At 63.6% G+C, this 17,682-nt stretch carries 19 protein-coding genes, 1 tRNA gene and 1 riboswitch; of the genes, 10 read left to right on the top strand and 10 right to left on the bottom strand.

Going from position 1 to position 17,682, the window contains the following annotated elements; genetic code table 11:
* Positions 1-227: 227 nt before the first annotated feature.
* Entirely contained in the window at positions 228-470 is a 243-nt protein-coding gene (locus tag DKK67_RS09250) for a DUF2970 domain-containing protein (RefSeq protein WP_111496074.1), read from the bottom strand.
* Positions 471-539: 69 nt separating this feature from the next.
* The gene (gene metH, locus DKK67_RS09255) at positions 540-4,238 is read right to left on the bottom strand and encodes a methionine synthase (protein WP_111496075.1); all 3,699 of its coding nucleotides are present in this window, start codon (positions 4,236-4,238) and stop codon (positions 540-542) included.
* A gap of 213 nt (positions 4,239-4,451) precedes the next feature.
* On the opposite strand from metH, the gene nfuA reads away from it, so the two are divergent.
* The 3 genes from nfuA (at position 4,452) to DKK67_RS09270 (ending at position 6,874) form a co-directional block, all read left to right on the top strand.
* Positions 4,452-5,039 carry a Fe-S biogenesis protein NfuA gene (nfuA, locus tag DKK67_RS09260; protein WP_111496076.1) on the top strand — a complete coding sequence of 196 codons (588 nt, stop codon included), beginning with the start codon at positions 4,452-4,454 and terminating at the stop codon, positions 5,037-5,039.
* Positions 5,040-5,269: 230 nt separating this feature from the next.
* On the top strand, positions 5,270-6,475 hold the full coding sequence (locus DKK67_RS09265) for a DUF445 family protein (RefSeq protein ID WP_111496077.1): 1,206 nt from the start codon (positions 5,270-5,272) through the stop codon (positions 6,473-6,475).
* Positions 6,476-6,529: 54 nt separating this feature from the next.
* Complete coding sequence (locus tag DKK67_RS09270; RefSeq protein ID WP_111496078.1) at positions 6,530-6,874, top strand: hypothetical protein; 345 nt, start codon at positions 6,530-6,532, stop codon at positions 6,872-6,874.
* A 132-nt stretch (positions 6,875-7,006) separates the two neighbouring features.
* Here the strand turns inward: DKK67_RS09270 and DKK67_RS09275 are convergent, their stop codons facing one another.
* From DKK67_RS09275 to DKK67_RS09295, 5 genes are all read right to left on the bottom strand, one after another.
* Entirely contained in the window at positions 7,007-7,333 is a 327-nt protein-coding gene (locus DKK67_RS09275; protein ID WP_111496079.1) for a TusE/DsrC/DsvC family sulfur relay protein, read from the bottom strand.
* Positions 7,333-7,617, bottom strand: a complete 285-nt coding sequence (gene tusB / locus DKK67_RS09280) for a sulfurtransferase complex subunit TusB (RefSeq protein ID WP_111496080.1) — start codon at positions 7,615-7,617, stop codon at positions 7,333-7,335. Before tusB ends, DKK67_RS09275 begins: the two co-directional genes overlap by 1 nt.
* Positions 7,617-7,967 (bottom strand): DsrE family protein, encoded by a 351-nt coding sequence (locus tag DKK67_RS09285; protein WP_111496081.1) that lies wholly within the window; start codon positions 7,965-7,967, stop codon positions 7,617-7,619. Before DKK67_RS09285 ends, tusB begins: the two co-directional genes overlap by 1 nt.
* Positions 7,967-8,383 (bottom strand): sulfurtransferase complex subunit TusD, encoded by a 417-nt coding sequence (gene tusD, locus DKK67_RS09290; protein WP_111496082.1) that lies wholly within the window; start codon positions 8,381-8,383, stop codon positions 7,967-7,969. Before tusD ends, DKK67_RS09285 begins: the two co-directional genes overlap by 1 nt.
* Before the next feature lie 79 nt (positions 8,384-8,462).
* On the bottom strand, positions 8,463-9,185 hold the full coding sequence (locus DKK67_RS09295) for a Bax inhibitor-1/YccA family protein (protein WP_111496083.1): 723 nt from the start codon (positions 9,183-9,185) through the stop codon (positions 8,463-8,465).
* A gap of 246 nt (positions 9,186-9,431) precedes the next feature.
* On the opposite strand from DKK67_RS09295, the gene DKK67_RS09300 reads away from it, so the two are divergent.
* A tRNA-Ser gene (locus DKK67_RS09300) sits at positions 9,432-9,522 on the top strand.
* Positions 9,523-9,660: 138 nt separating this feature from the next.
* Here the strand turns inward: DKK67_RS09300 and cobS are convergent.
* Positions 9,661-10,431, bottom strand: coding sequence for an adenosylcobinamide-GDP ribazoletransferase (gene cobS, locus DKK67_RS09305; RefSeq protein WP_228160554.1), 771 nt, complete (start codon positions 10,429-10,431; stop codon positions 9,661-9,663).
* A gap of 147 nt (positions 10,432-10,578) precedes the next feature.
* On the opposite strand from cobS, the gene cobU reads away from it, so the two are divergent.
* A complete protein-coding gene (cobU, locus tag DKK67_RS09310) occupies positions 10,579-11,103 on the top strand; it encodes a bifunctional adenosylcobinamide kinase/adenosylcobinamide-phosphate guanylyltransferase (RefSeq protein ID WP_111496085.1) in 525 nt (174 codons plus the stop codon).
* Between the two features lie 46 nt (positions 11,104-11,149).
* Here the strand turns inward: cobU and DKK67_RS09315 are convergent, their stop codons facing one another.
* Both DKK67_RS09315 and cobT read right to left on the bottom strand, forming a co-directional pair.
* Positions 11,150-11,764, bottom strand: a complete 615-nt coding sequence (locus tag DKK67_RS09315; protein WP_228160555.1) for a histidine phosphatase family protein — start codon at positions 11,762-11,764, stop codon at positions 11,150-11,152.
* Entirely contained in the window at positions 11,761-12,822 is a 1,062-nt protein-coding gene (gene cobT, locus DKK67_RS09320; protein WP_111496086.1) for a nicotinate-nucleotide--dimethylbenzimidazole phosphoribosyltransferase, read from the bottom strand. Before cobT ends, DKK67_RS09315 begins: the two co-directional genes overlap by 4 nt.
* Before the next feature lie 150 nt (positions 12,823-12,972).
* On the opposite strand from cobT, the gene cbiB reads away from it, so the two are divergent.
* The 5 genes from cbiB to DKK67_RS09345 all read left to right on the top strand — a co-directional run bounded on the left by cbiB (position 12,973) and on the right by DKK67_RS09345 (position 17,594).
* A complete protein-coding gene (gene cbiB, locus DKK67_RS09325) occupies positions 12,973-13,884 on the top strand; it encodes an adenosylcobinamide-phosphate synthase CbiB (protein WP_111496087.1) in 912 nt (303 codons plus the stop codon).
* Between the two features lie 10 nt (positions 13,885-13,894).
* Complete coding sequence (gene cobD, locus DKK67_RS09330; RefSeq protein WP_111496833.1) at positions 13,895-14,935, top strand: threonine-phosphate decarboxylase CobD; 1,041 nt, start codon at positions 13,895-13,897, stop codon at positions 14,933-14,935.
* Positions 14,932-16,407: a cobyric acid synthase gene (locus DKK67_RS09335; RefSeq protein WP_111496088.1), complete on the top strand. Its 1,476-nt coding sequence runs from the start codon at positions 14,932-14,934 to the stop codon at positions 16,405-16,407. The genes cobD and DKK67_RS09335 overlap by 4 nt, the downstream gene beginning before the upstream one ends.
* Positions 16,404-17,120 carry a 5,6-dimethylbenzimidazole synthase gene (bluB, locus tag DKK67_RS09340; protein ID WP_111496089.1) on the top strand — a complete coding sequence of 239 codons (717 nt, stop codon included), beginning with the start codon at positions 16,404-16,406 and terminating at the stop codon, positions 17,118-17,120. The genes DKK67_RS09335 and bluB overlap by 4 nt, the downstream gene beginning before the upstream one ends.
* A 47-nt stretch (positions 17,121-17,167) precedes the next feature.
* Positions 17,168-17,376: riboswitch (cobalamin riboswitch) on the top strand.
* 32 nt (positions 17,377-17,408) lie between these two features.
* A complete protein-coding gene (locus DKK67_RS09345) occupies positions 17,409-17,594 on the top strand; it encodes a CbtB domain-containing protein (RefSeq protein ID WP_111496090.1) in 186 nt (61 codons plus the stop codon).
* The last annotated feature ends 88 nt before the right edge of the window (positions 17,595-17,682 follow it).

Below are 17,682 nucleotides of genomic sequence, written 5' to 3' on the forward strand. Positions count from 1 at the left end.
TCCGGCGTAAAGCAGCTATGGTAAAGGCGCCCGTTAACAAGCAGGCGCCGAACACATCACCCATGATAACAACAAAACGGATGCGGCGAGGAGTGCCATCATGAGCAAGAAATCGACGCGAACAGACAGCCAGGTCGACGCGGTTGCGGCGGTTGCCCTGATTCTATTGGCCGTGGCGTTTGCGGTGCTCTGGGTGAGCGGCCAGTAACCGGCTATCGGTCCGGGTGTCAGGCCTGGGTGCTGAGCACCCAGCGCACGATCAGCGCCACGCCGATCACAAAGATCAGGGTAAACAGGATGCCGCCGACAAGGTAGGGCAGCGGGCTGCCGCTGCCGAAATCCTCTTCGCGCCGACGGTTACTCTGCACACCGAAAGCGCCCGCGAGAATACTCTGCATCACCTTCAGAACGCCGGGTCGTCTGTTGGGGCGTTCCGATTGATTGTCCCGATTACCGTCCGATTGCGCCATGCGTCCCTCAACTGATCACTTTCGTGCGATGGGCGGGCCGTGAGATTGGGCGGGCGCGTCCGACGGTACTTATTCCGCCGGGTCGTAGGCCAGACTTGGCGCCAGCCAGCGCTCGGCCTCCGCCTTGCTTACACCCTTGCGATGAGCGTAGTCCTCAACCTGGTCACGGCCAATCTTGCCGACGGCAAAGTATTTCGACTCCGGATGCGCAAAGTACCAGCCGGAGACGGCCGCTGCCGGCAACATCGCGAAATGCTCGGTGAGGTGCATGTCGGCGTTGGCCGGTGCTTCCAGTAGTTCGAACAGGGTAGCCTTTTCCGTGTGATCCGGACAGGCCGGGTAGCCCGGCGCCGGGCGGATGCCACGATAGCGCTCGCGGATCAGGGCGTCGTTATCGAGGGATTCGTCTTGCGCATAGCCCCAGAACTCCTTGCGCACGCGCTCGTGCATGCGCTCGGCGAAGGCTTCGGCCAGACGGTCCGCCAATGCCTTGACCATGATGGCGTTGTAGTCGTCGTTGGCTGCCTTGTACTCGTCCGCCAGCTCTTCGGCACCGATGCCCGCTGTCACCGCGAAGCCGCCGACGTAATCGCAGCGCTCGCTGTCTTCCGGCAGCAGGTAGTCCGACAGCGCCAGCATGGGTTTGCCCGGCGCCTTCTCGTCCTGCTGGCGCAGGTGGTGCAGGGTAGTGAGCTCTTCGCTGCGGGATTCGTCGGCGTAGACGACGATGTCGTCACCGCGGCGGTTGGCCGGCCAGAAGCCGATCACCGCCTTGGCTGTGAGGCGCTTTTCATTGAGGATCCGCTTGAGGATGACCTGGGCATCGTCAAAGAGAGTGCGGGCGGCTTCCCCGCGCTTGGGATCGTCAAAGATTTGCGGATACTTGCCGGACATGTCCCAGGAAATAAAGAAGGGCGTCCAGTCGATGTAGTCGACCAGCTCGTCCAGGTCGTAGCTCTCGAAGGTGCGCAGGCCGGTAAAGCTCGGCTGCACTGGCGTGTAGCCCTCGAAGGAGATGCCGGTATCCCGTTGGCGTGCGGCGGACAGGTCGATCAGTTTGGTGCGCTCGCCGCGGTTCTTGCGACGCTCGCGAATGGTGTCGTATTCCTCGCGGGTCGCTTCGCTCAGGGTCGGTTTCTGGGTCTGACTGAGCAGTTGAGAGGCGACGTTCACGCAGCGTGAGGCGTCGGACACGTAGAGCGCGAGGTCGTTCTTGTACTGGGGCTCGATTTTAACCGCCGTGTGAGCCTTGGAGGTGGTTGCGCCGCCGATCATCAGCGGAATCTGGAAGTCCAGACGCTGCATCTCGCGGGCAACGTGCACCATTTCGTCAAGCGACGGGGTGATCAGCCCGCTCAGGCCGATGATGTCCACGTTTTCGGCCTTGGCCGTTTCCAGGATTTTCTCACAGGGCACCATTACGCCCAGGTCGATGACCTCGTAGTTGTTGCACTGCAGCACCACGCCGACGATGTTCTTGCCGATATCGTGGACGTCGCCCTTGACCGTGGCCATCAGGATCTTGCCCTTGGCCTGCTGGCCTTCGGATTTCTCGGCCTCGATATAGGGGATCAGGTGCGCCACCGCCTGCTTCATCACCCGGGCGCTCTTGACCACCTGGGGCAGGAACATCTTGCCGTCACCGAACAGATCGCCAACCACGTTCATGCCGTCCATCAGCGGGCCCTCGATAACCTCGATCGGGCGGTCGGCGTTCTGGCGGCAGGCCTCGGTGTCGTCGATGATGTAGTTGGTGATGCCCTTGACCAGCGCATGCTCCAGTCGCTTCTCGACCGGCCATTCGCGCCAGGCCAGATCTTCCTCGCGCGCCTTGCCTACCACGCCCTTGTAGCGCTCGGCCGCATCCAGCAGCCGGTCGGTGGCATCGTCCCGGCGGTTGAGTACCACGTCGGTGACCAGCTCGCGCAGTTCGTCGTCAATCTCATCGTAAACCACCAGCTGACCGGGGTTGACGATGCCCATGTTCATGCCCGCCTTGATGGCGTGGTACAGGAACACCGAGTGGATGGCTTCGCGCACCACGTCATTGCCGCGGAACGAGAAGGAGACGTTACTGACCCCGCCGGAAATGGACGCGTGGGGCAGGTTTGCGCGGATCCACTGGGTGGCTTCGATAAAGTCCACCGCGTAATTGTTATGCTCCTCGATGCCGGTGGCAATGGCAAAGATGTTCGGATCGAAGATGATGTCCGCCGGATTGAAGCCGATGCCGGTCAACACCTCGTAGGAGCGCTTGCAGATCTCGGTCTTGCGCTCGAAGGTGTCGGCCTGGCCGTCCTCGTCGAACGCCATGACCACCACGGCGGCGCCATAGCGCAGGCAGGAGCGCGCCTTGGCGATGAATTCCTCTTCGCCTTCCTTGAGGCTGATGGAGTTGACCACCGCCTTGCCCTGGATGCAGCGCAGCCCCGCCTCGATGACTTCCCACTTGGAGGAGTCGATCATGATGGGCACCTTGGCGATGTCCGGCTCCGACGCCACCAGTTTGAGGAAATCGACCATCACGTCGCGGGAATCCAGCATCCCCTCATCCATATTGATGTCGATGATCTGGGCGCCGTTTTCGACCTGGTCGCGGGCGACGCTGAGCGCTTCCTCGAACTGCTCCTCCTTGATCAGGCGCAGGAAGCGCTTGGAGCCGGTGACGTTGGTACGCTCGCCGACGTTGATGAACAGTGTGTTCTCGTCGCCGGTGAAGGGCTCGAGACCGGACAGGCGCAGCGCCGGCTTGATCTCCGGGATCCGGCGCGGCGGGTATTTGGCCACCGCATCGGCAATGGCTTCGATATGATCCGGCCGCGACCCGCAGCAGCCGCCGATGATGTTGAGGAAGCCGTCCCGGGCAAAGCCTTCGATGATCTCGGCCATTTCCTCGGGCGTCTGGTCGTACTCGCCGAACTCATTGGGCAGGCCCGCGTTCGGATGCGCGCTGACGTAGGCGTCGGCACGGTTGGACAGCTCTTCCACGTACGGACGCAGGGCATCGGCGCCGAGCGCGCAGTTCAGGCCAACCGAAAGCGGCTTGGCGTGGGCGATGGAGTTCCAGAAGGCCTCGGTGGTCTGGCCGGAGAGCGTGCGGCCTGAGGCGTCGGTGATGGTGCCGGAGATCATGATCGGCAGTTCGATACCGCTGTCTTCGAAATACTGCTGCGTGGCGTAGATCGCCGCCTTGGCGTTCAGGGTGTCGAAGATGGTTTCAATCAGGATCAGGTCGGAGCCGCCTTCCACCAGACCTTTGACGGCTTCGTAGTAATTCTCATGCAACGTCTGGAAATCGATGTTGCGGTAGCCCGGGTTGTTGACGTCGGGCGAGATGGACGCCGTGCGCGAAGTGGGGCCAACGGCGCCGGCGACAAAGCGCGGCTTGTGCGGCTCTTTGGCCGTGAATTCGTCGGCGATCTGCCGTGCCAGCTGCGCACCGGCGACGTTCAGTTCGTAGGCCAGATCCTCCAGCCCATAATCGCTCTGGGACAGGCGCGTGGAGTTGAACGTGTTGGTCTCGATGATGTCGGCGCCCGCTGCCAGGTAATCGGCGTGGATATTGCGCAGCAGCGCCGGCTGGGTCAGGTTCAGCAGATCGTTGTTGCCCTGGACATCCTGATCGTAGTCGGCGAAGCGTTCTGCGCGAAAAGCGGCTTCCTCGAGTTTCAGGTTCTGGATCATGGTGCCCATGCCACCGTCCAGAACGACGATTCGTTCCTGCAGGGCGTTGTGGAGTTGTTTCAGTCGGGTCTCACGATCACTCATCAGGGTATGTCCGGGTTGTGTTGACGTATTCAGGGCGCGAAAGGATAGCAAAATTGCGCTGGCGCGTCCCGGCATCGGTTGCAATTCAGTTAATTGGCAGCATATCCATACCCAATGACTATTGAGGCACGCAAATCTGAGTAAAACACTAGGTCTTTTATGTTTTTCCGGCGTGCCTTAAAATGAAATCAAATTCTCAAGCAGGTTAAAGAGATGGCATTGGTTACCGTTACCGATTCTGCGCGGGATTACCTGGCGCAATTGATCGAGAAACAGGATGTCGAAGGCATGGGCGTTCGTATCTTCGTGACCCAACCGGGCACGAAGCATGCTGAAACCTGCCTGGCGTACTGCCCGCCAAACGAGGTGGTGCCCACGGACGAGCAGGTCGACCTGGAAAAGTTCACCCTGTACCTGGATCACACTTCGGTGCCGTTCCTTGAGGAAGCCTTTGTGGATTATGCCACTGACCGCATGGGCGGGCAGCTGACCATCAAGGCTCCCAATGCCAAGGTGCCGAACGTCGACGAGAACGCGCCGCTGCCGGACCGGATCAACTACATCCTGGCTTCGGAGATCAACCCGGGCCTGGCGTCCCACGGCGGCGAAGTGTCACTGGTGGAGATCGAGGACGGCTCGATTGCCGTTTTGCGTTTCGGGGGTGGTTGCCAGGGTTGCAGCGCCGTCAGTCTGACGCTGAAGCAGGGCGTGGAAAGCACGCTGGTGGAGCGCGTTCCAGAGCTTACGGCGGTTCGCGACGTGACCGACCACAGCTACACCGAAAACGCCTACTACCAGTAACCCCGGTGGCGCGAGGGCGAGAATCGCCCTTGCGTCGCCAGCCTACCAGCGTCCGCTGGGAGTCACGTCCCGCTGTTCCCGGCGGGACGGCCAATGCAGTTCCTGATCGCATCGAGCATGATCGACTCCAGAGTGAGGGTCCGAACGCAGCGCCAGTGCCTGCGTCGTTGTCCTCGCAGGGGAGCTACAGGCGATTGCCTGGCTGAATGGAGAAACGGACTGGGGAGCCCATGATCAGCGACAATGCGCTATGGACCATTCCGCTGATGGCGGCCTTCGTCGGATGGGTGACCAACTGGCTGGCGATCCAGATGTCGTTCTACCCGGTGCAGTATATGGGCATCGGCCGCTGGTTCGGTTGGCAGGGTGTTATTCCCCGTAAGGCCGAGAAAATGGCCCATATCTGTGTCGACCGCACCCTGCAGCAGTTCGGCGATCTGTCGCTGGTCTATGACAAGCTCGATCCCCAGCGCATCGTGGAACAGGTGGTGTCGCAGGTCACCCCGCGGCTGGACGAGTACATCGACGAGATTATGTACGATGTGCAGCCGATTCTCTGGGACAACCTGCCCAACTTCGTGCGTAACCGCATCTACCAGTGGGCCCGCGAGCAACTGCCCGGGCGCATCGAGTCGCTGGTTGAGGATTTCGGCGACGACCTGAGTGAGATCGTCGATCTGAAGGCGCTGCTCAGTCGCGAGCTCAAGCGGCATCCCGACCTCATGAACCGGATCTTCCAGCAGGCCGGCGCCGTCGAACTTCGCTCCGTCATCAACAAAGGGGCGCTGGTTGGCGGGCTGCTGGGCGCGGCCATTCTGCCGGCCTGGCTGTCCTTTCCCTATCCCTGGCTGCTGCCACTCGCCGGTTTCGGCGTTGGCTTCCTGACCAACTGGATTGCCATCAACCTGATCTTCCGTCCCCTCAAGCCGTTACGTGTGTTTGGCTGGCAGGTTCAGGGGCTGTTCCTGCGCCGTCAGGACGAGATCAGCGAGGTGTGGAGCCAATTGGTGGCCGAAGAGCTGCTGACGGTGGAAAAAGTCGCGGACGCCATGATCCACGGCCGGGAAGGTGGCCGGACTCGCGCTATTATCCAGAAGCACCTGCGTCCGCTGCTCGATCAATCGCTGTTGATGAAGCTGGGGGCTCAGCTCAGCGTAGGGATGACCGGCTACACCGAGCTGAAGAAGGCCATGAATGACAAGGCGGTGCTGGCGACCGGACATGTGTTCTGCGATCCGGCATTCAACCGCGAGCGTGCGCCGATCGTGGCCGGTGTGCTGGCCCGACAGATGAAATCCCTGGCGCCGGCTGAATTCCAGGACATCCTTCGGCCGGCGTTCAAGGAGGAAGAACTGTACCTGATGTTGGTTGGTGGGTTGCTCGGTGCGGTGGCCGGTATCGTGCAGTTGGGCTTCCTGTACTACTGGCCGGGCTGACCCGACCGCGGCCGCGTGCGCCCCTGAAACCGTATACGCGAAGGAGAAACGACGATGCCGATCTGGCAGGAAATCCTATTGCAGGTGGTTGTCACCGGGTTAACGGTCCTGCTCGTACTGGCCGGCTTTTACCGCTGGGTGTTGCGCCCCTATCTGGATCGCAAGGTGGAGGAGCTGAAGGAGGTCGGTCAGGGGGTTGAAAACCGCGTTCGGGAAGGCGTTCGCGACGGTGTGCGGGAAGGCGTTATGGATCTGCCGGAGAGCACGCTCAAGGAATCGACCCGTTTTGGCTCCGGCCTGGTGGAAAACGGGCTCAGCAGTTTCCTTGGTTCCGTCGACGCGCAGGGGCGAGAGGGCAGCGGCCCCGCCCGCCCGGGCAAGTCGGCTTCAGGCGAATAACGACGCGAACCATTTCAAGATCCACTTCACGGCAGGCTGTTCGGCTTGCCTCATGGCTTTATCGCGACCAGCCGCCCGGGCACTGTTGTCCAGGCGCGCCCGATACAGCGACTCGGAAGCCGTTATCCATCGTCAAAGGCAGTTGGTCGGGCGCGGCAGGCCGGCAATCCGGCTGGCCACCTTGACGGCGCTGGTGCCCGGGAACAGCTGCATCAGGTAGATGCTGTTGCCTTTCTCTTCGCCGAAGTGCTGTTTGACGGCTTTGACGAAGAACCGGGCTGCTGGCGGCGCCATTTCATGCTCCGCATAAAAATCCCGCAGCATATTGATGATTTCCCAGTGGGAATCGGTCAGCGCAATGTCCGATTCGGCGGCGATTCTTTCCGCCACCGGCGGCGTCCAGAGAGAAGGGTCTTCCAGAAAACCTTCGTTGTTACGGGCGGGCATTACAAACGACATTACCAGCACACTACCTTTTCAAAGCTGAGGGTCAAAGGAACGAAATCGCTGAATTCGATGGCGGCGACGTTGGGCTTTACCGACGCCGTTTCCAGGCCGCGCGCAGCGAGATCCGGCGCGAGTGCCTTGATGTTCGCATCGGCGGGCGTTTGCAGCGCCTCGTCGAGCAGGCCTAGTACGCCGTTTTCGGTGAACAGCAGTGTATCACCCTGGCGCAGGGCGTCGATGCAGGCGGAGAAGCGCGGGTGGTCAGGATCCTTGTTGAGAATATGAAGCGTCGGCATCACAGGCGTACCACGTCGGAGAATTGATGCGCCAACTCGGTCATGCTGGCGACGGGCGTAATTTCAAGCCCGGAATCGAACGCGGTACCCAACCGGTCAAACGCCGCCTTCGGCACGTACAGCGCCTCGATACCGAACAGGCTGGCCGCGGCAAGGTTGCGCGATCCGGTCTTTTGCTCGATACCTTGCGGCGCCTGCTCTGCGCGCAGCCAGTGCACCCCCTGGCCCGAGAAGGCGAGGGAAACGGGTTGATCGAAAGCGGCGGCGGAGAGTGCCATATCGAGCGTTTCCCGGCCGCTCCAGTCCCCGTAGGGCGCGCGATCGATGATGAACAGGTAGCGGCGCTCCATCAGTGACTCCCGTTGAAATAGAGGGTTCTGTCGGCCTGGCTCGTGGCTTCGAGCCAGTCCCCCAGACCGGCGACCACAAACGGCGCCGCGACGTTCGCGGCGGGTTTTTCGTAGCGCCTGGCTTCGCCTTCGTCCAATAGCCCGCGCCGCAGGGCGGAAGCAATGCAGCAGGTGGCCGGTACGGCGTGGGTTTTCAGGAACGACTGCCACTGGGCGGGCCAGTCGGCTTCATCGCTGGGTGGGCAGGTCAGGGTAGAGGCCAGATGAACGCCGTCACCGTAAAGGAAAACCCGGTCGATCGTATGGCCCTGGGCAACGGCGGCGCGGGCAAACTGCAAGGCCGTTTGCGGGGCCTGGCTGGTGTAGGGCGCCCCCGTGATGACCAGGGCGAAGCGGGCGGCTTCGGGCGCGGGCATGGTGATATCCTCAAATAGCTGGCCAGGACGAAAAAACCCCGGCAGAACCGGGGTTTTGTCAGACGATCCGGCGGACGGATCAGTCGTCGTTGAAAGCACCGATGATGTGCAGCAGGCTGACGAACAGGTTGTAGATGTTCAGGTACAGCCCGGTGGTGGCGATGATGTAGTTGGTCTCGCCGCCGTTCACGATGCGGCTGGTGTCGTACAGGATAAACCCGGACATCAGCAGCACAATCGCCGCACTGATCGCGAGGCTGAAGGCGCCCACGTCAACGCCGAACATGCCGGCCACCATCGAGCCGATGGCCGCGACCACAACCACGACCAGACCCGCCATCAGCATACCGCCCATGAAGCTGAAGTCTTTCTTGGTGGTCAGGACATAGGCGGACAGGGTCATGAACACCACAGCGGTGCCGCCCAGCGCCTGCATAATGATGGCGCCGCCATTGGACAGAGCCAGGTAATGGTTCAGAACAGGGCCGAGGCCGAGGCCGAGCAGACCGGTGAACGCGAAGACCACGCCGATGCCCGCTGAGCTGTTTGCCGTGCGCGGCAGCACCAGCCAGACCAGAGCCAGAGCGCCCAGACTGCATACGAGGCTGGCGCCACGGCCCAGACCGATGGCCATGGAAACGCCGGCCATGACGGCGCTGAACAGCAGGGTCATTGCCAGCAGGGAGTAGGTGTTGCGTAATACCTTCTGGGCATCCGCATCAATCTGGGTAGCGCGCCCCGCTTGGCTGGGCGCGTAAGCACTCCCTTGGCCATTACGAACTTGGAAGCGTCTGTCGTCCATCATTATCTCCAGTCAGATGGTGGAACGGTTAGATAGAACCTACATTCATGATAAAGGCAAAACCGCACATTTCAATGTCTTAAATCGGCAATTGATCGTGTTTCTGTGGGCTTTTTGACCAGCGTTCGACGAAATGGTTCAGCGCTGATACCACTTTGCGATGAATCGATGACAAGGCGTTGACAGCTAAAACGATTCCGGTATCATGCTCCCCGCTGTCGCAAGGCAGTGTCGCCAAGGCGCAGCGGTGGGCTGGCAGAGTGGCTGAATGCAGCGGTCTTGAAAACCGCCGAGGGTTAATAGCCCTCCCGGGGTTCGAATCCCTGGCCCACCGCCACTTTTCTCCTTTCCTTATCTTTTATCTTCCCGGTTTATACCTTCTAACGTTTTCTGGCTTGACCATCCTCGGCCAAGTGATCAGCAGGTCCTGGTTGCCCGCGGGTTTCGCGTTAACGATATTGCGGGTTTCACGGCGTCAAACCGTGCACCCCATCAGTAGCACGAGTTCGGACAGCGCCACGCAAGCACCCAGCGCGTCGCCCGTGTATCCACCCAGCTGTGATTTCAGGTACAGGCCCCAGAGCATGGCCACGCCGAGTGTGGCTGTGAGGCCCGTCATCACGATGCCCGGCATCCAGGGCGTTGCCGTCAGCGCAATCAGCGCGGCGATGCCTGTGGCGACCGCCAGTCGCGTGCCGGGAAAGCCGCTGGCCACCGGTTTGGTTTTGCTTTGCTCCGACAGCGTCACATAGGGCAGCGCGCGCATCAGCAGCAGGGGAGTCAGCCTTGAGATCGCCGGGGCGACCAGCAGGGCCATGGGGATTGAGCGGGCATCCAGCAGCAGCGCGGCCTTCAGGCCCAGCGCCATAACCAGAGCGGCCGCGCCGTAGGTGCCGATGCGGCTGTCCTTCATGATGCGCAGGCGATCTTCAAGCGTATAGCCGCCGCCCAGGGCGTCCACCGTGTCCGCCAACCCATCCTCATGGAAAGCGCCGGTCAGCCAGAGGTGCAGGATCATCACCAGCAATACGCAAACCAGCGGGCTGAATAGCGCGCCCAGCGCCAGGTACACTCCGGCATAGATGGCCCCGAGCATGAGCCCCACCAGCGGGAAGTACATGCTGCTGTTGTTCATGCGCTGCTGCGAGTAATCAATGCGAATCGGCAGCGGAATGCGGGTCAGGAAGCTCACGGCCAGCCAGAAGGTCTGCCATTCCTGGTCGAGTCGGGACGGGGATGCGCTCACGGGGACCTCGGTTAACGGATGAATCCGGCATTCTAAAGGGAAAGTCGGGAATTGACAGGTCGGAGGGTCTGCCTCGTGGTAATCTGGGCGCCTGCCGACAGGGCGGTCGCAGCGGCCGTTCATCCACGCGAAAGTCCAGGAATCAACATGCCAGAGAGAGTTTTGGTTGTCGGAGGCATCCGCTCCGGCAAGACCGCCATGGCGGAAAATATCGCCGGGAAATCCGGCGCGCCCGTGATCTACGTGGCCACGGCGACCGCGGGCGATGGCGAGATGGCGCAACGGATCGAGCGTCACCGGGCGATCCGGCCCAGTCACTGGGGCTTGATCGAGGAGCCGGTCCGTCTCGGACGCGTGTTGCGCGAACAGTCCCAGCCGGAGCCGTCGTGCCTGTTGGTGGACTGCATGAGCCTGTGGCTCAGCAACCTGCTGTACCAGGGGGATGACGTGTTGGTGGCTGAGCGGGAAGCGTTCGTTGGTGCACTCGCCGAGCATCCCGGCGACATCGTGATCGTCAGCAACGAAGTGGGCCTGGGCACCATCGGGATGGATCCGCTGACCCGCCGTTTTTGCGACGAACTGGGGCTGCTGAACCAGGCTCTGGGGCAGGCCTGTGACCGGGTCGTCATGAGCGTGGCGGGGCTCCCTCTCACCCTGAAGGCGCCGGGTTAGCGTCCCTTAATGCCAGCCCCGCGCAATGCTGATGCTGCCGGCTAGCTCAGTCCTGGACCGCCGGCGTATGGCTCAGCAGGGCGCTGAATTCGCCGTGCTCGCTGCGGTCCACACGGATGCGGCTGCGGCAGGCGTAGGGCACAGCAAAGCCGGAGAACGATTGCTCCAGCGGTATTCCGAGCACCCGTGCCAGCAGCATGCGAATCACGCCGCCGTGGCAAACCAGCAGCACCCGTTTCCCTCGTTGATCGTCCAGCAACTGGCGCCAGCCTGCGCCCACCCGGTCGTAGAACGCCGGTAGCGCCTCGCCGCCACCCGGGGTGTTGGCCACCGGGTTCGCCCAGAAGCGCTTCAGATGATCGCCGAAGGCCGATTCGATCTGGGCCGCCGTCAGGCCTTCCCAATCACCGAAGTGAACTTCCTGAAGCTGCGGTTCAGTCACCAGTGGAATCCGGCGCTCACCGGCCACTTGCTTGGCGAATTCGCAGCAGCGCCGGAGTGGAGAGGTCACGACCACGTCCCAGGTTTCACCCTCTGGCACCGCGCCCTTCATCTGTTCCCAGCCCAGCTCGCTCAGCGGGTCATCCTTGCTGCCACGAAACATGGGGCCGCCCTGGGGCTCGCCGTGGCGGATCAGGTCGATAAACGTGGTGTCGTTCACTGGTCACTCCCGTCGCTGACGCCTGCGTCGGCGAAGCTGGCCATCTGGTTGTGCAGGGCGCAGGCCGAACGCAGCAGTGTGACCGCTGTCGCCGCACCGCTGCCTTCCCCGAGCCGCATACCCAGATCCAGCAAAGGATGGGCTTCCAGGGCGTCCAGTACCTTTTGATGACCCTGTTCGGCGGAGCGATGACCGTAGTGGAGCCAGGCGCGCAGGCCCGGCTGTTGGCGCAGGGCAACCAGAGCCGCCACCGATGCGATAAAACCGTCCACCAGTACCGGGATGCCGCGCGCGGCGGCGCCCAGGTAGCTGCCGGCGATGGCGGCAATCTCGAATCCGCCCAGGGACTGCAGCAGGGCCAGGGGATCCCGGTCCTGGCCGTGGCGCGCCAGGGCCAGCTCAACGACATCCGCCTTGTGGCGCACGCCGTCCGGTGCGAGCCCGGTGCCGGCACCGACCAGCACGCGCGCTGGCTGCTCAAGAATGGCGCAGGCGAGCGCGGCTGCGGTGGTGGTGTTGCCAATGCCCATATCACCGGCGATAAACAGCTGCGCACCGGATTGAGCGGCTCGTTCGGCGGCCTGGTCGCCAGCCTGCAGGGCGGCGGCGATCTGATGGTCGTCCATGGCGGGTTCGCGGGCAATATTCCCCGTCGCTGGCGCGATGGGAGCGTGGATGATGTTCGGTACATCGGCCCGCACCTCGCCCACGGTTCCCAGATTCACCACCTCCAGCGCCGCGCCAAGCTGCCGCGCCAGCACGCTGATGGCGGCACCGCCGGTGGCGAAGTTCGCGATCATCTGCGCCGTGACGGCCTGGGGAAAGGCGGAGATGCCCTCATCGCAGACGCCGTGGTCGCCGGCGAACACCGCGATGTGGACGCGATCGACGGCCGGGTCCAGGCGCCGTTGCTGGCCGCACAGGGCAATGGCGGCGCCCTCCAGGCGTCCCAGCGAACCCGGCGGTTTGGTCAGCGAGAGCTGATGTTCCTGTGCGCGACGGGTGAGCGTCTGATCGGGTGCGTGGGGCGCGGTAATCCAGGGGGCGGGTAGGGTCATGGTGATTCCTGCGAGATTCAAAGGCGACCGATGGTCTAACGGCCCCGAAGTGGTGTCAAGGCGGTCCCGGTCGAGTAGACTGTGCGCCCTGTCAGATTACTTGTCCTGGGTCATTAGCCCGGGAAATCGCTTCGCTGAGGTTTATCGGAATTGATCGCGTCCGCCGGTGTCATTGTCGTCGCCCTGCTGTTGGATCACTGGCTGGGAGAGCCCCGGCGAGGGCATCCCGTTGTCCTGTTCGGCGGGCTGGCGGCCCGCGTTGAGGCAAGCTGGAACCGTGAACCCCGATCCGTCGCGCGCGGTGCTATCGCCGCCTGCCTGCTGCTGGTGCCTGTTACCCTCCTGGCCTGGGCCGTCAGCGCCTCACTCTCGGGTAGCCTGCTGCTGGCCGTTGAAGCCGTCGCGCTCTGGCTTTGCCTGTCCCTGCGCGGCTTGGCGGAGCACGGGCGAGCCGTGCGGGCCCCGCTCGAACGCCAGGACATCGAAGGCGCGCGCAAGGCCGTCGGCCGAATCGTCAGTCGCGACACGAGGGCGCTGGATGAGACCGGTGTGGCCACCGCCGCCACTGAATCCATGCTGGAGAACGGCGCCGACGCGGTCTTCGCCAGCCTGTTCTGGTATCTGCTGGCCGGTCTGCCCGGTGTGCTGCTGCATCGTATGGTCAACACGCTTGACGCCATGTGGGGCTACCGCAACGAACGCTTCAACCGGTTTGGCCGGTTTGCCGCCCGTCTCGACGATGCCATGAATTACCTACCGGCACGACTGACGGCCCTGACCTATGCCCTGGTCGGGCGCACGGCGGACGGCTGGCGCTGCTGGCGGGAGCAGGGCAAGACCTGGGAAAGCCCCAATGCGGGACCGGTCATGGCGGCCGGCGCGGGTGCGCTGCACGTGAATCTGGGTGGGCCGGCGCCGTACAGCGAGGGGATGCGGGCGCGTCCCCGCCTGGGTGTCGGCCCGGTCGCCAGCGCGGCCACGATCGGCGCGGCGATTGGGCTTGTCTATCGTGGTGTCGTCCTGTGGGTCGGGGCGGTGTTGCTGATGGCGGCGGCGGGCTGACCCTATGGCCATGTCCGGAAAGCCCAGCCTGGAGCACGGTGGCCGGCTCAACGCCGCGGCTCGTCAATGGAACATTCCCCGGGAACAGTGGCTCGACCTGTCCACGGGGATCAACCCGGTCAGTTGGCCGGTGCCGGCTTTGCCGGAGACGGTCTGGCAGCGGCTTCCCGAGGACGACGACGGCCTGGAGGATGCGGTGCGTCTCTGGGCTGGCGCTCCCGATAACGCCGGGTGTCTTCCCATCCCCGGGTCCCAGGCCGCTATCCAGCGGTTGCCGAGGCTGCGGCCGTCCTGTCGCGTCGGTGTTCCGGTCCCGGGCTACGAGGAGCACGCCCGCTGCTGGGCCCAGGCCGGCCACACGGTTGTCCCGTTGGCTCAGGATGACGGGGGTGCCGATGACTGGCTCGACGAGCTGGACGTGGTTGTCTGGATCAATCCCAACAACCCCAGCGGCGAGCGAATCGAGCGGCAACGGCTCCTGCACTGGCACGAACGTCTGCAATCCCGCGGTGGATGGCTGGTGGTGGACGAGGCGTTCCTGCTCCCGGACGAACCGGGCGAAAGCCTGGCGCCGGTGGCCGATCGTCCGGGGCTGGTGATTCTCAAATCCCTGGGTAAGTTCTTTGGCCTGGCGGGGATCCGGGCCGGTGCCGCATTGGGCGACGCGGACATAGTGTCGGCGCTGGCAACCGATCTTGGGCCCTGGGCGCTCAGCACGCCGGCCCGCTTTATCATGGCCCGGGCACTTGCCGATGCGGCCTGGCAAACCCAGACCATTGAACGCCTGCGCGCGGACAGTCGCCGGCTGGCCGCCTTGTTGACGCAGAATGGCTTCCCTGTCGTACAGGGAACGGCGTTGTTCCAGTACGCGCCAGCGATTTCGGCCGACGCCTGGGCGGATGCGCTTGCACAGCGAGGCGTTTACGTACGCCGGTTCGCCGAGCCGGCCGCACTGCGTTTTGGCCTGCCTGCAACCGAATCCGACTGGCGCCGGCTGCAGCAGGCGCTGCAGGAAATCCAATCCGAAAGAGTCAGGAACACGGCACGATGACCACATTGATGGTGCAGGGCACCACGTCCGACGCCGGCAAGAGCACGGTTGTGGCGGCGCTTTGCCGCTGGCTGGCGCGGCAGGGCGTCTCGGTCGCCCCGTTCAAGCCCCAGAACATGGCCCTCAACAGCGCGGTGACCCGGGACGGCGGCGAAATCGGCCGCTCCACCGCATTGCAGGCCCTGGCCTGTGGCCTGGAGCCTCACAGCGACATGAACCCGGTCCTGCTCAAACCGCAGACCGACTGCGGAGCCCAGGTGATCCTGCGCGGCCAGGTTCATGGCAACATGGATGCTTTGGATTACCACGCTTACAAGGCCGAAGCGGCCAAGTCAGTGATGGCAGCCTGGCGTGACCTGTCCGCGCGCTACGATGTGATCATCGCCGAAGGCGCCGGCAGCCCGGCGGAAATCAACCTGCGCGCCAACGACATCGCCAATATGGGGTTTGCCGAAGCGGCGGATTGCCCGGTCCTCCTGGTGGGGGACATCGAGCGCGGCGGCGTATTCGCGCAGTTGGTGGGCACGCTGGAGTTGGTGTCTGAGAGCGAACGAGACCGCATAGCGGGATTCGTGATCAACCGGTTCCGGGGCGATCCGGGCCTGCTCACGTCCGGCCTGGAGTGGCTCGAAGAGCGGACCGGCAAGCCGGTGGTGGGCGTGCTGTCGCACCTGAGCGGTCTGCTGCTGGACGCCGAGGACAGCGTTAACCTGACCTCCGTCGCCGGCACGGGACAGCTCAGGGTGGTGATTCCACGTCTGCCGCGCATGAGCAACCACAACGATTTCGACCCGCTGCGCCTGCACCCGGGCGTCGACCTGAGCTTCGTCGGGGAGGGCGAAGCCATCCCGCCGGCGGACGTGATCATTCTGCCCGGCAGCAAAAGCACGCGCTCCGACCTGGCCTGGCTGAAAGCACGGGGCTGGCCCGAGGCGATCCGCCGGCATCTGCGCTACGGCGGGCATGTGTTCGGCATCTGCGGCGGCTTCCAGATGCTGGGCGAGTGGGTTGCCGATCCCGACGGCCTGGAGGGGGAGCCGGGCAACAGCGAAGGGCTGGGCCTGCTGCCGCTGAACACCCGGATGGTGGCCGGCAAACAGCTGCGCGAGGTGTCGGGCGAGCTGCGGCTGCCGGACGGGGACGATATGGCCCCGCTGAGCGGCTATGAAATGCACAACGGCGTGACCACCGGCGCCGCGCTGGAGCGCCCGATTCTCAACCTGGACGGTCGCCCCGACGGCGCCGTCAGCGACGATGGCCAGATCATGGGCACCTACGTGCACGGGCTGTTCGACCGGCCTGAGGCCTGCGATGCCCTGCTGGCCGCCTGGGGGCTGCGTGGTGAGGCCGCGGCGGTGGATTACCAGCAGCACCGGCTTGCCCAGCTCGATCGCCTCGCCGACCATCTCGACCAGCAACTGGACACTGACAGACTCCGGCACTGGCTGGGTCTGCCCAAGGAAACTGAATGACCGATTCCGCCAACGACTTCACCGACGCCGAGCGCCAGGGGCTGTATCGCGCCATTTTTGAGCGCCGCGATGTGCGCTCCCAGTTTCTACCCGATCCGATACCGCCCGGGGTGCTGGGGCGGCTCATTGAAGCGGCCCACCACGCGCCGTCAGTGGGCTTTATGCAGCCCTGGGATTTCCTGGTGATCGAAAGCGCCGAGGTACGTCGCCGGGTGCTGGAGAACTTCGAGCAGGAGAACCAGCGGGCCGCTGACAATTACGAGGGCGAACGCCAGGGCACCTACCGCAGCCTCAAACTGCAGGGCATCCTCGACAGCCCGCTCAACCTCTGCATCACCTGCGATCGCAGCCGCGGCGGCCCCAAGGTGCTGGGGCGCAACAGTATCGTCGAAACCGACCTGTTCAGCACCTGCCTGGCGGTGCAGAACCTGTGGCTGGCGGCCCGCGCCGAAGGCATCGGCGTCGGCTGGGTCAGCATCCTCGACCAGGAGCGGTTGGCCGAGGTGCTGGCGTTGCCGGAGAACGTCTATCCGCTGGCGTATCTGTGTGTGGGGTATGTGAGCGAGTTTCTCGAGCAGCCCGAGCTGCAGGCCAGGGGCTGGCGTTCGCGTCTGCCTCTGGAGCAGCTGGTGCATCACGACGGCTGGCAAAAAGCGTTGCCGGATGGCCACCCGTTGGCCGACTGGCTGACCCACAGAACACCCCGAAAATAGGGCGGCCGGGCGCTCCCACATTGCGCCCGCCGGGGCGTTGAATTACGATATCCACCTCGAAGACGGGTGCCCCTGCCACAGGGGATAATCGGGAAGTATGGTGCGGCCTCAGGCCCATTCCATCGCTGCCCCCGCATCGGTAATAAACGCGTAGTCTGCAACAAACCACTGGCCAACGCCGGGAAGGTGCAGATGATGGCGCTCGGAAAGGCGCCCCGTTTTAAGCCCGAAGACCGGCCTGTCATTCCTGCGATCCACCAGTGGTGCGGCGGGCACCAAGGAGTTGATATGTCTGCGTTTTCCTCTTCCTCCAGCGAATCGGTTTCCGGTTCCCGGGTTTCATCGGCCGTCCAGCAGGGCGCTGTTGCGGTCTTCGGCGCGTTGATCCTTTACGCCGTTGGCTTCCTGCCGATGAGCGCGGCCCACAACGCCGCGCACGATACCCGGCACACGTTCGTTTTCCCCTGCCACTGAGCGCTGTCCGATCGTAGGCTATCCGTTCATGGATAGTCTTCCGCAGCGCCCGGCGTTGGCACAACGACCGTTCTATTTCCTGCTGGAG

Origin of the sequence: Marinobacter bohaiensis, from assembly GCF_003258515.1 — a bacterium.
Classification (GTDB): domain Bacteria; phylum Pseudomonadota; class Gammaproteobacteria; order Pseudomonadales; family Oleiphilaceae; genus Marinobacter_A; species Marinobacter_A bohaiensis.

Bases quoted from the DNA above. Each gene is read 5' to 3' on its own strand.
- DKK67_RS09250 (WP_111496074.1), bottom strand. From the start codon at position 470: ATGGCGCAATCGGACGGTAATCGGGACAATCAATCGGAACGCCCCAAC.
- metH (WP_111496075.1), bottom strand. From the start codon at position 4,238: ATGAGTGATCGTGAGACCCGACTGAAACAACTCCACAACGCCCTGCAG.
- nfuA (WP_111496076.1), top strand. From the start codon at position 4,452: ATGGCATTGGTTACCGTTACCGATTCTGCGCGGGATTACCTGGCGCAA.
- DKK67_RS09265 (WP_111496077.1), top strand. From the start codon at position 5,270: ATGATCAGCGACAATGCGCTATGGACCATTCCGCTGATGGCGGCCTTC.
- DKK67_RS09270 (WP_111496078.1), top strand. From the start codon at position 6,530: ATGCCGATCTGGCAGGAAATCCTATTGCAGGTGGTTGTCACCGGGTTA.
- DKK67_RS09275 (WP_111496079.1), bottom strand. From the start codon at position 7,333: ATGTCGTTTGTAATGCCCGCCCGTAACAACGAAGGTTTTCTGGAAGAC.
- tusB (WP_111496080.1), bottom strand. From the start codon at position 7,617: ATGCCGACGCTTCATATTCTCAACAAGGATCCTGACCACCCGCGCTTC.
- DKK67_RS09285 (WP_111496081.1), bottom strand. From the start codon at position 7,967: ATGGAGCGCCGCTACCTGTTCATCATCGATCGCGCGCCCTACGGGGAC.
- tusD (WP_111496082.1), bottom strand. From the start codon at position 8,383: ATGCCCGCGCCCGAAGCCGCCCGCTTCGCCCTGGTCATCACGGGGGCG.
- DKK67_RS09295 (WP_111496083.1), bottom strand. From the start codon at position 9,185: ATGGACGACAGACGCTTCCAAGTTCGTAATGGCCAAGGGAGTGCTTAC.
- cobU (WP_111496085.1), top strand. From the start codon at position 10,579: ATGCCAGAGAGAGTTTTGGTTGTCGGAGGCATCCGCTCCGGCAAGACC.
- cobT (WP_111496086.1), bottom strand. From the start codon at position 12,822: ATGACCCTACCCGCCCCCTGGATTACCGCGCCCCACGCACCCGATCAG.
- cobD (WP_111496833.1), top strand. From the start codon at position 13,895: ATGTCCGGAAAGCCCAGCCTGGAGCACGGTGGCCGGCTCAACGCCGCG.
- DKK67_RS09335 (WP_111496088.1), top strand. From the start codon at position 14,932: ATGACCACATTGATGGTGCAGGGCACCACGTCCGACGCCGGCAAGAGC.
- bluB (WP_111496089.1), top strand. From the start codon at position 16,404: ATGACCGATTCCGCCAACGACTTCACCGACGCCGAGCGCCAGGGGCTG.
- DKK67_RS09345 (WP_111496090.1), top strand. From the start codon at position 17,409: ATGTCTGCGTTTTCCTCTTCCTCCAGCGAATCGGTTTCCGGTTCCCGG.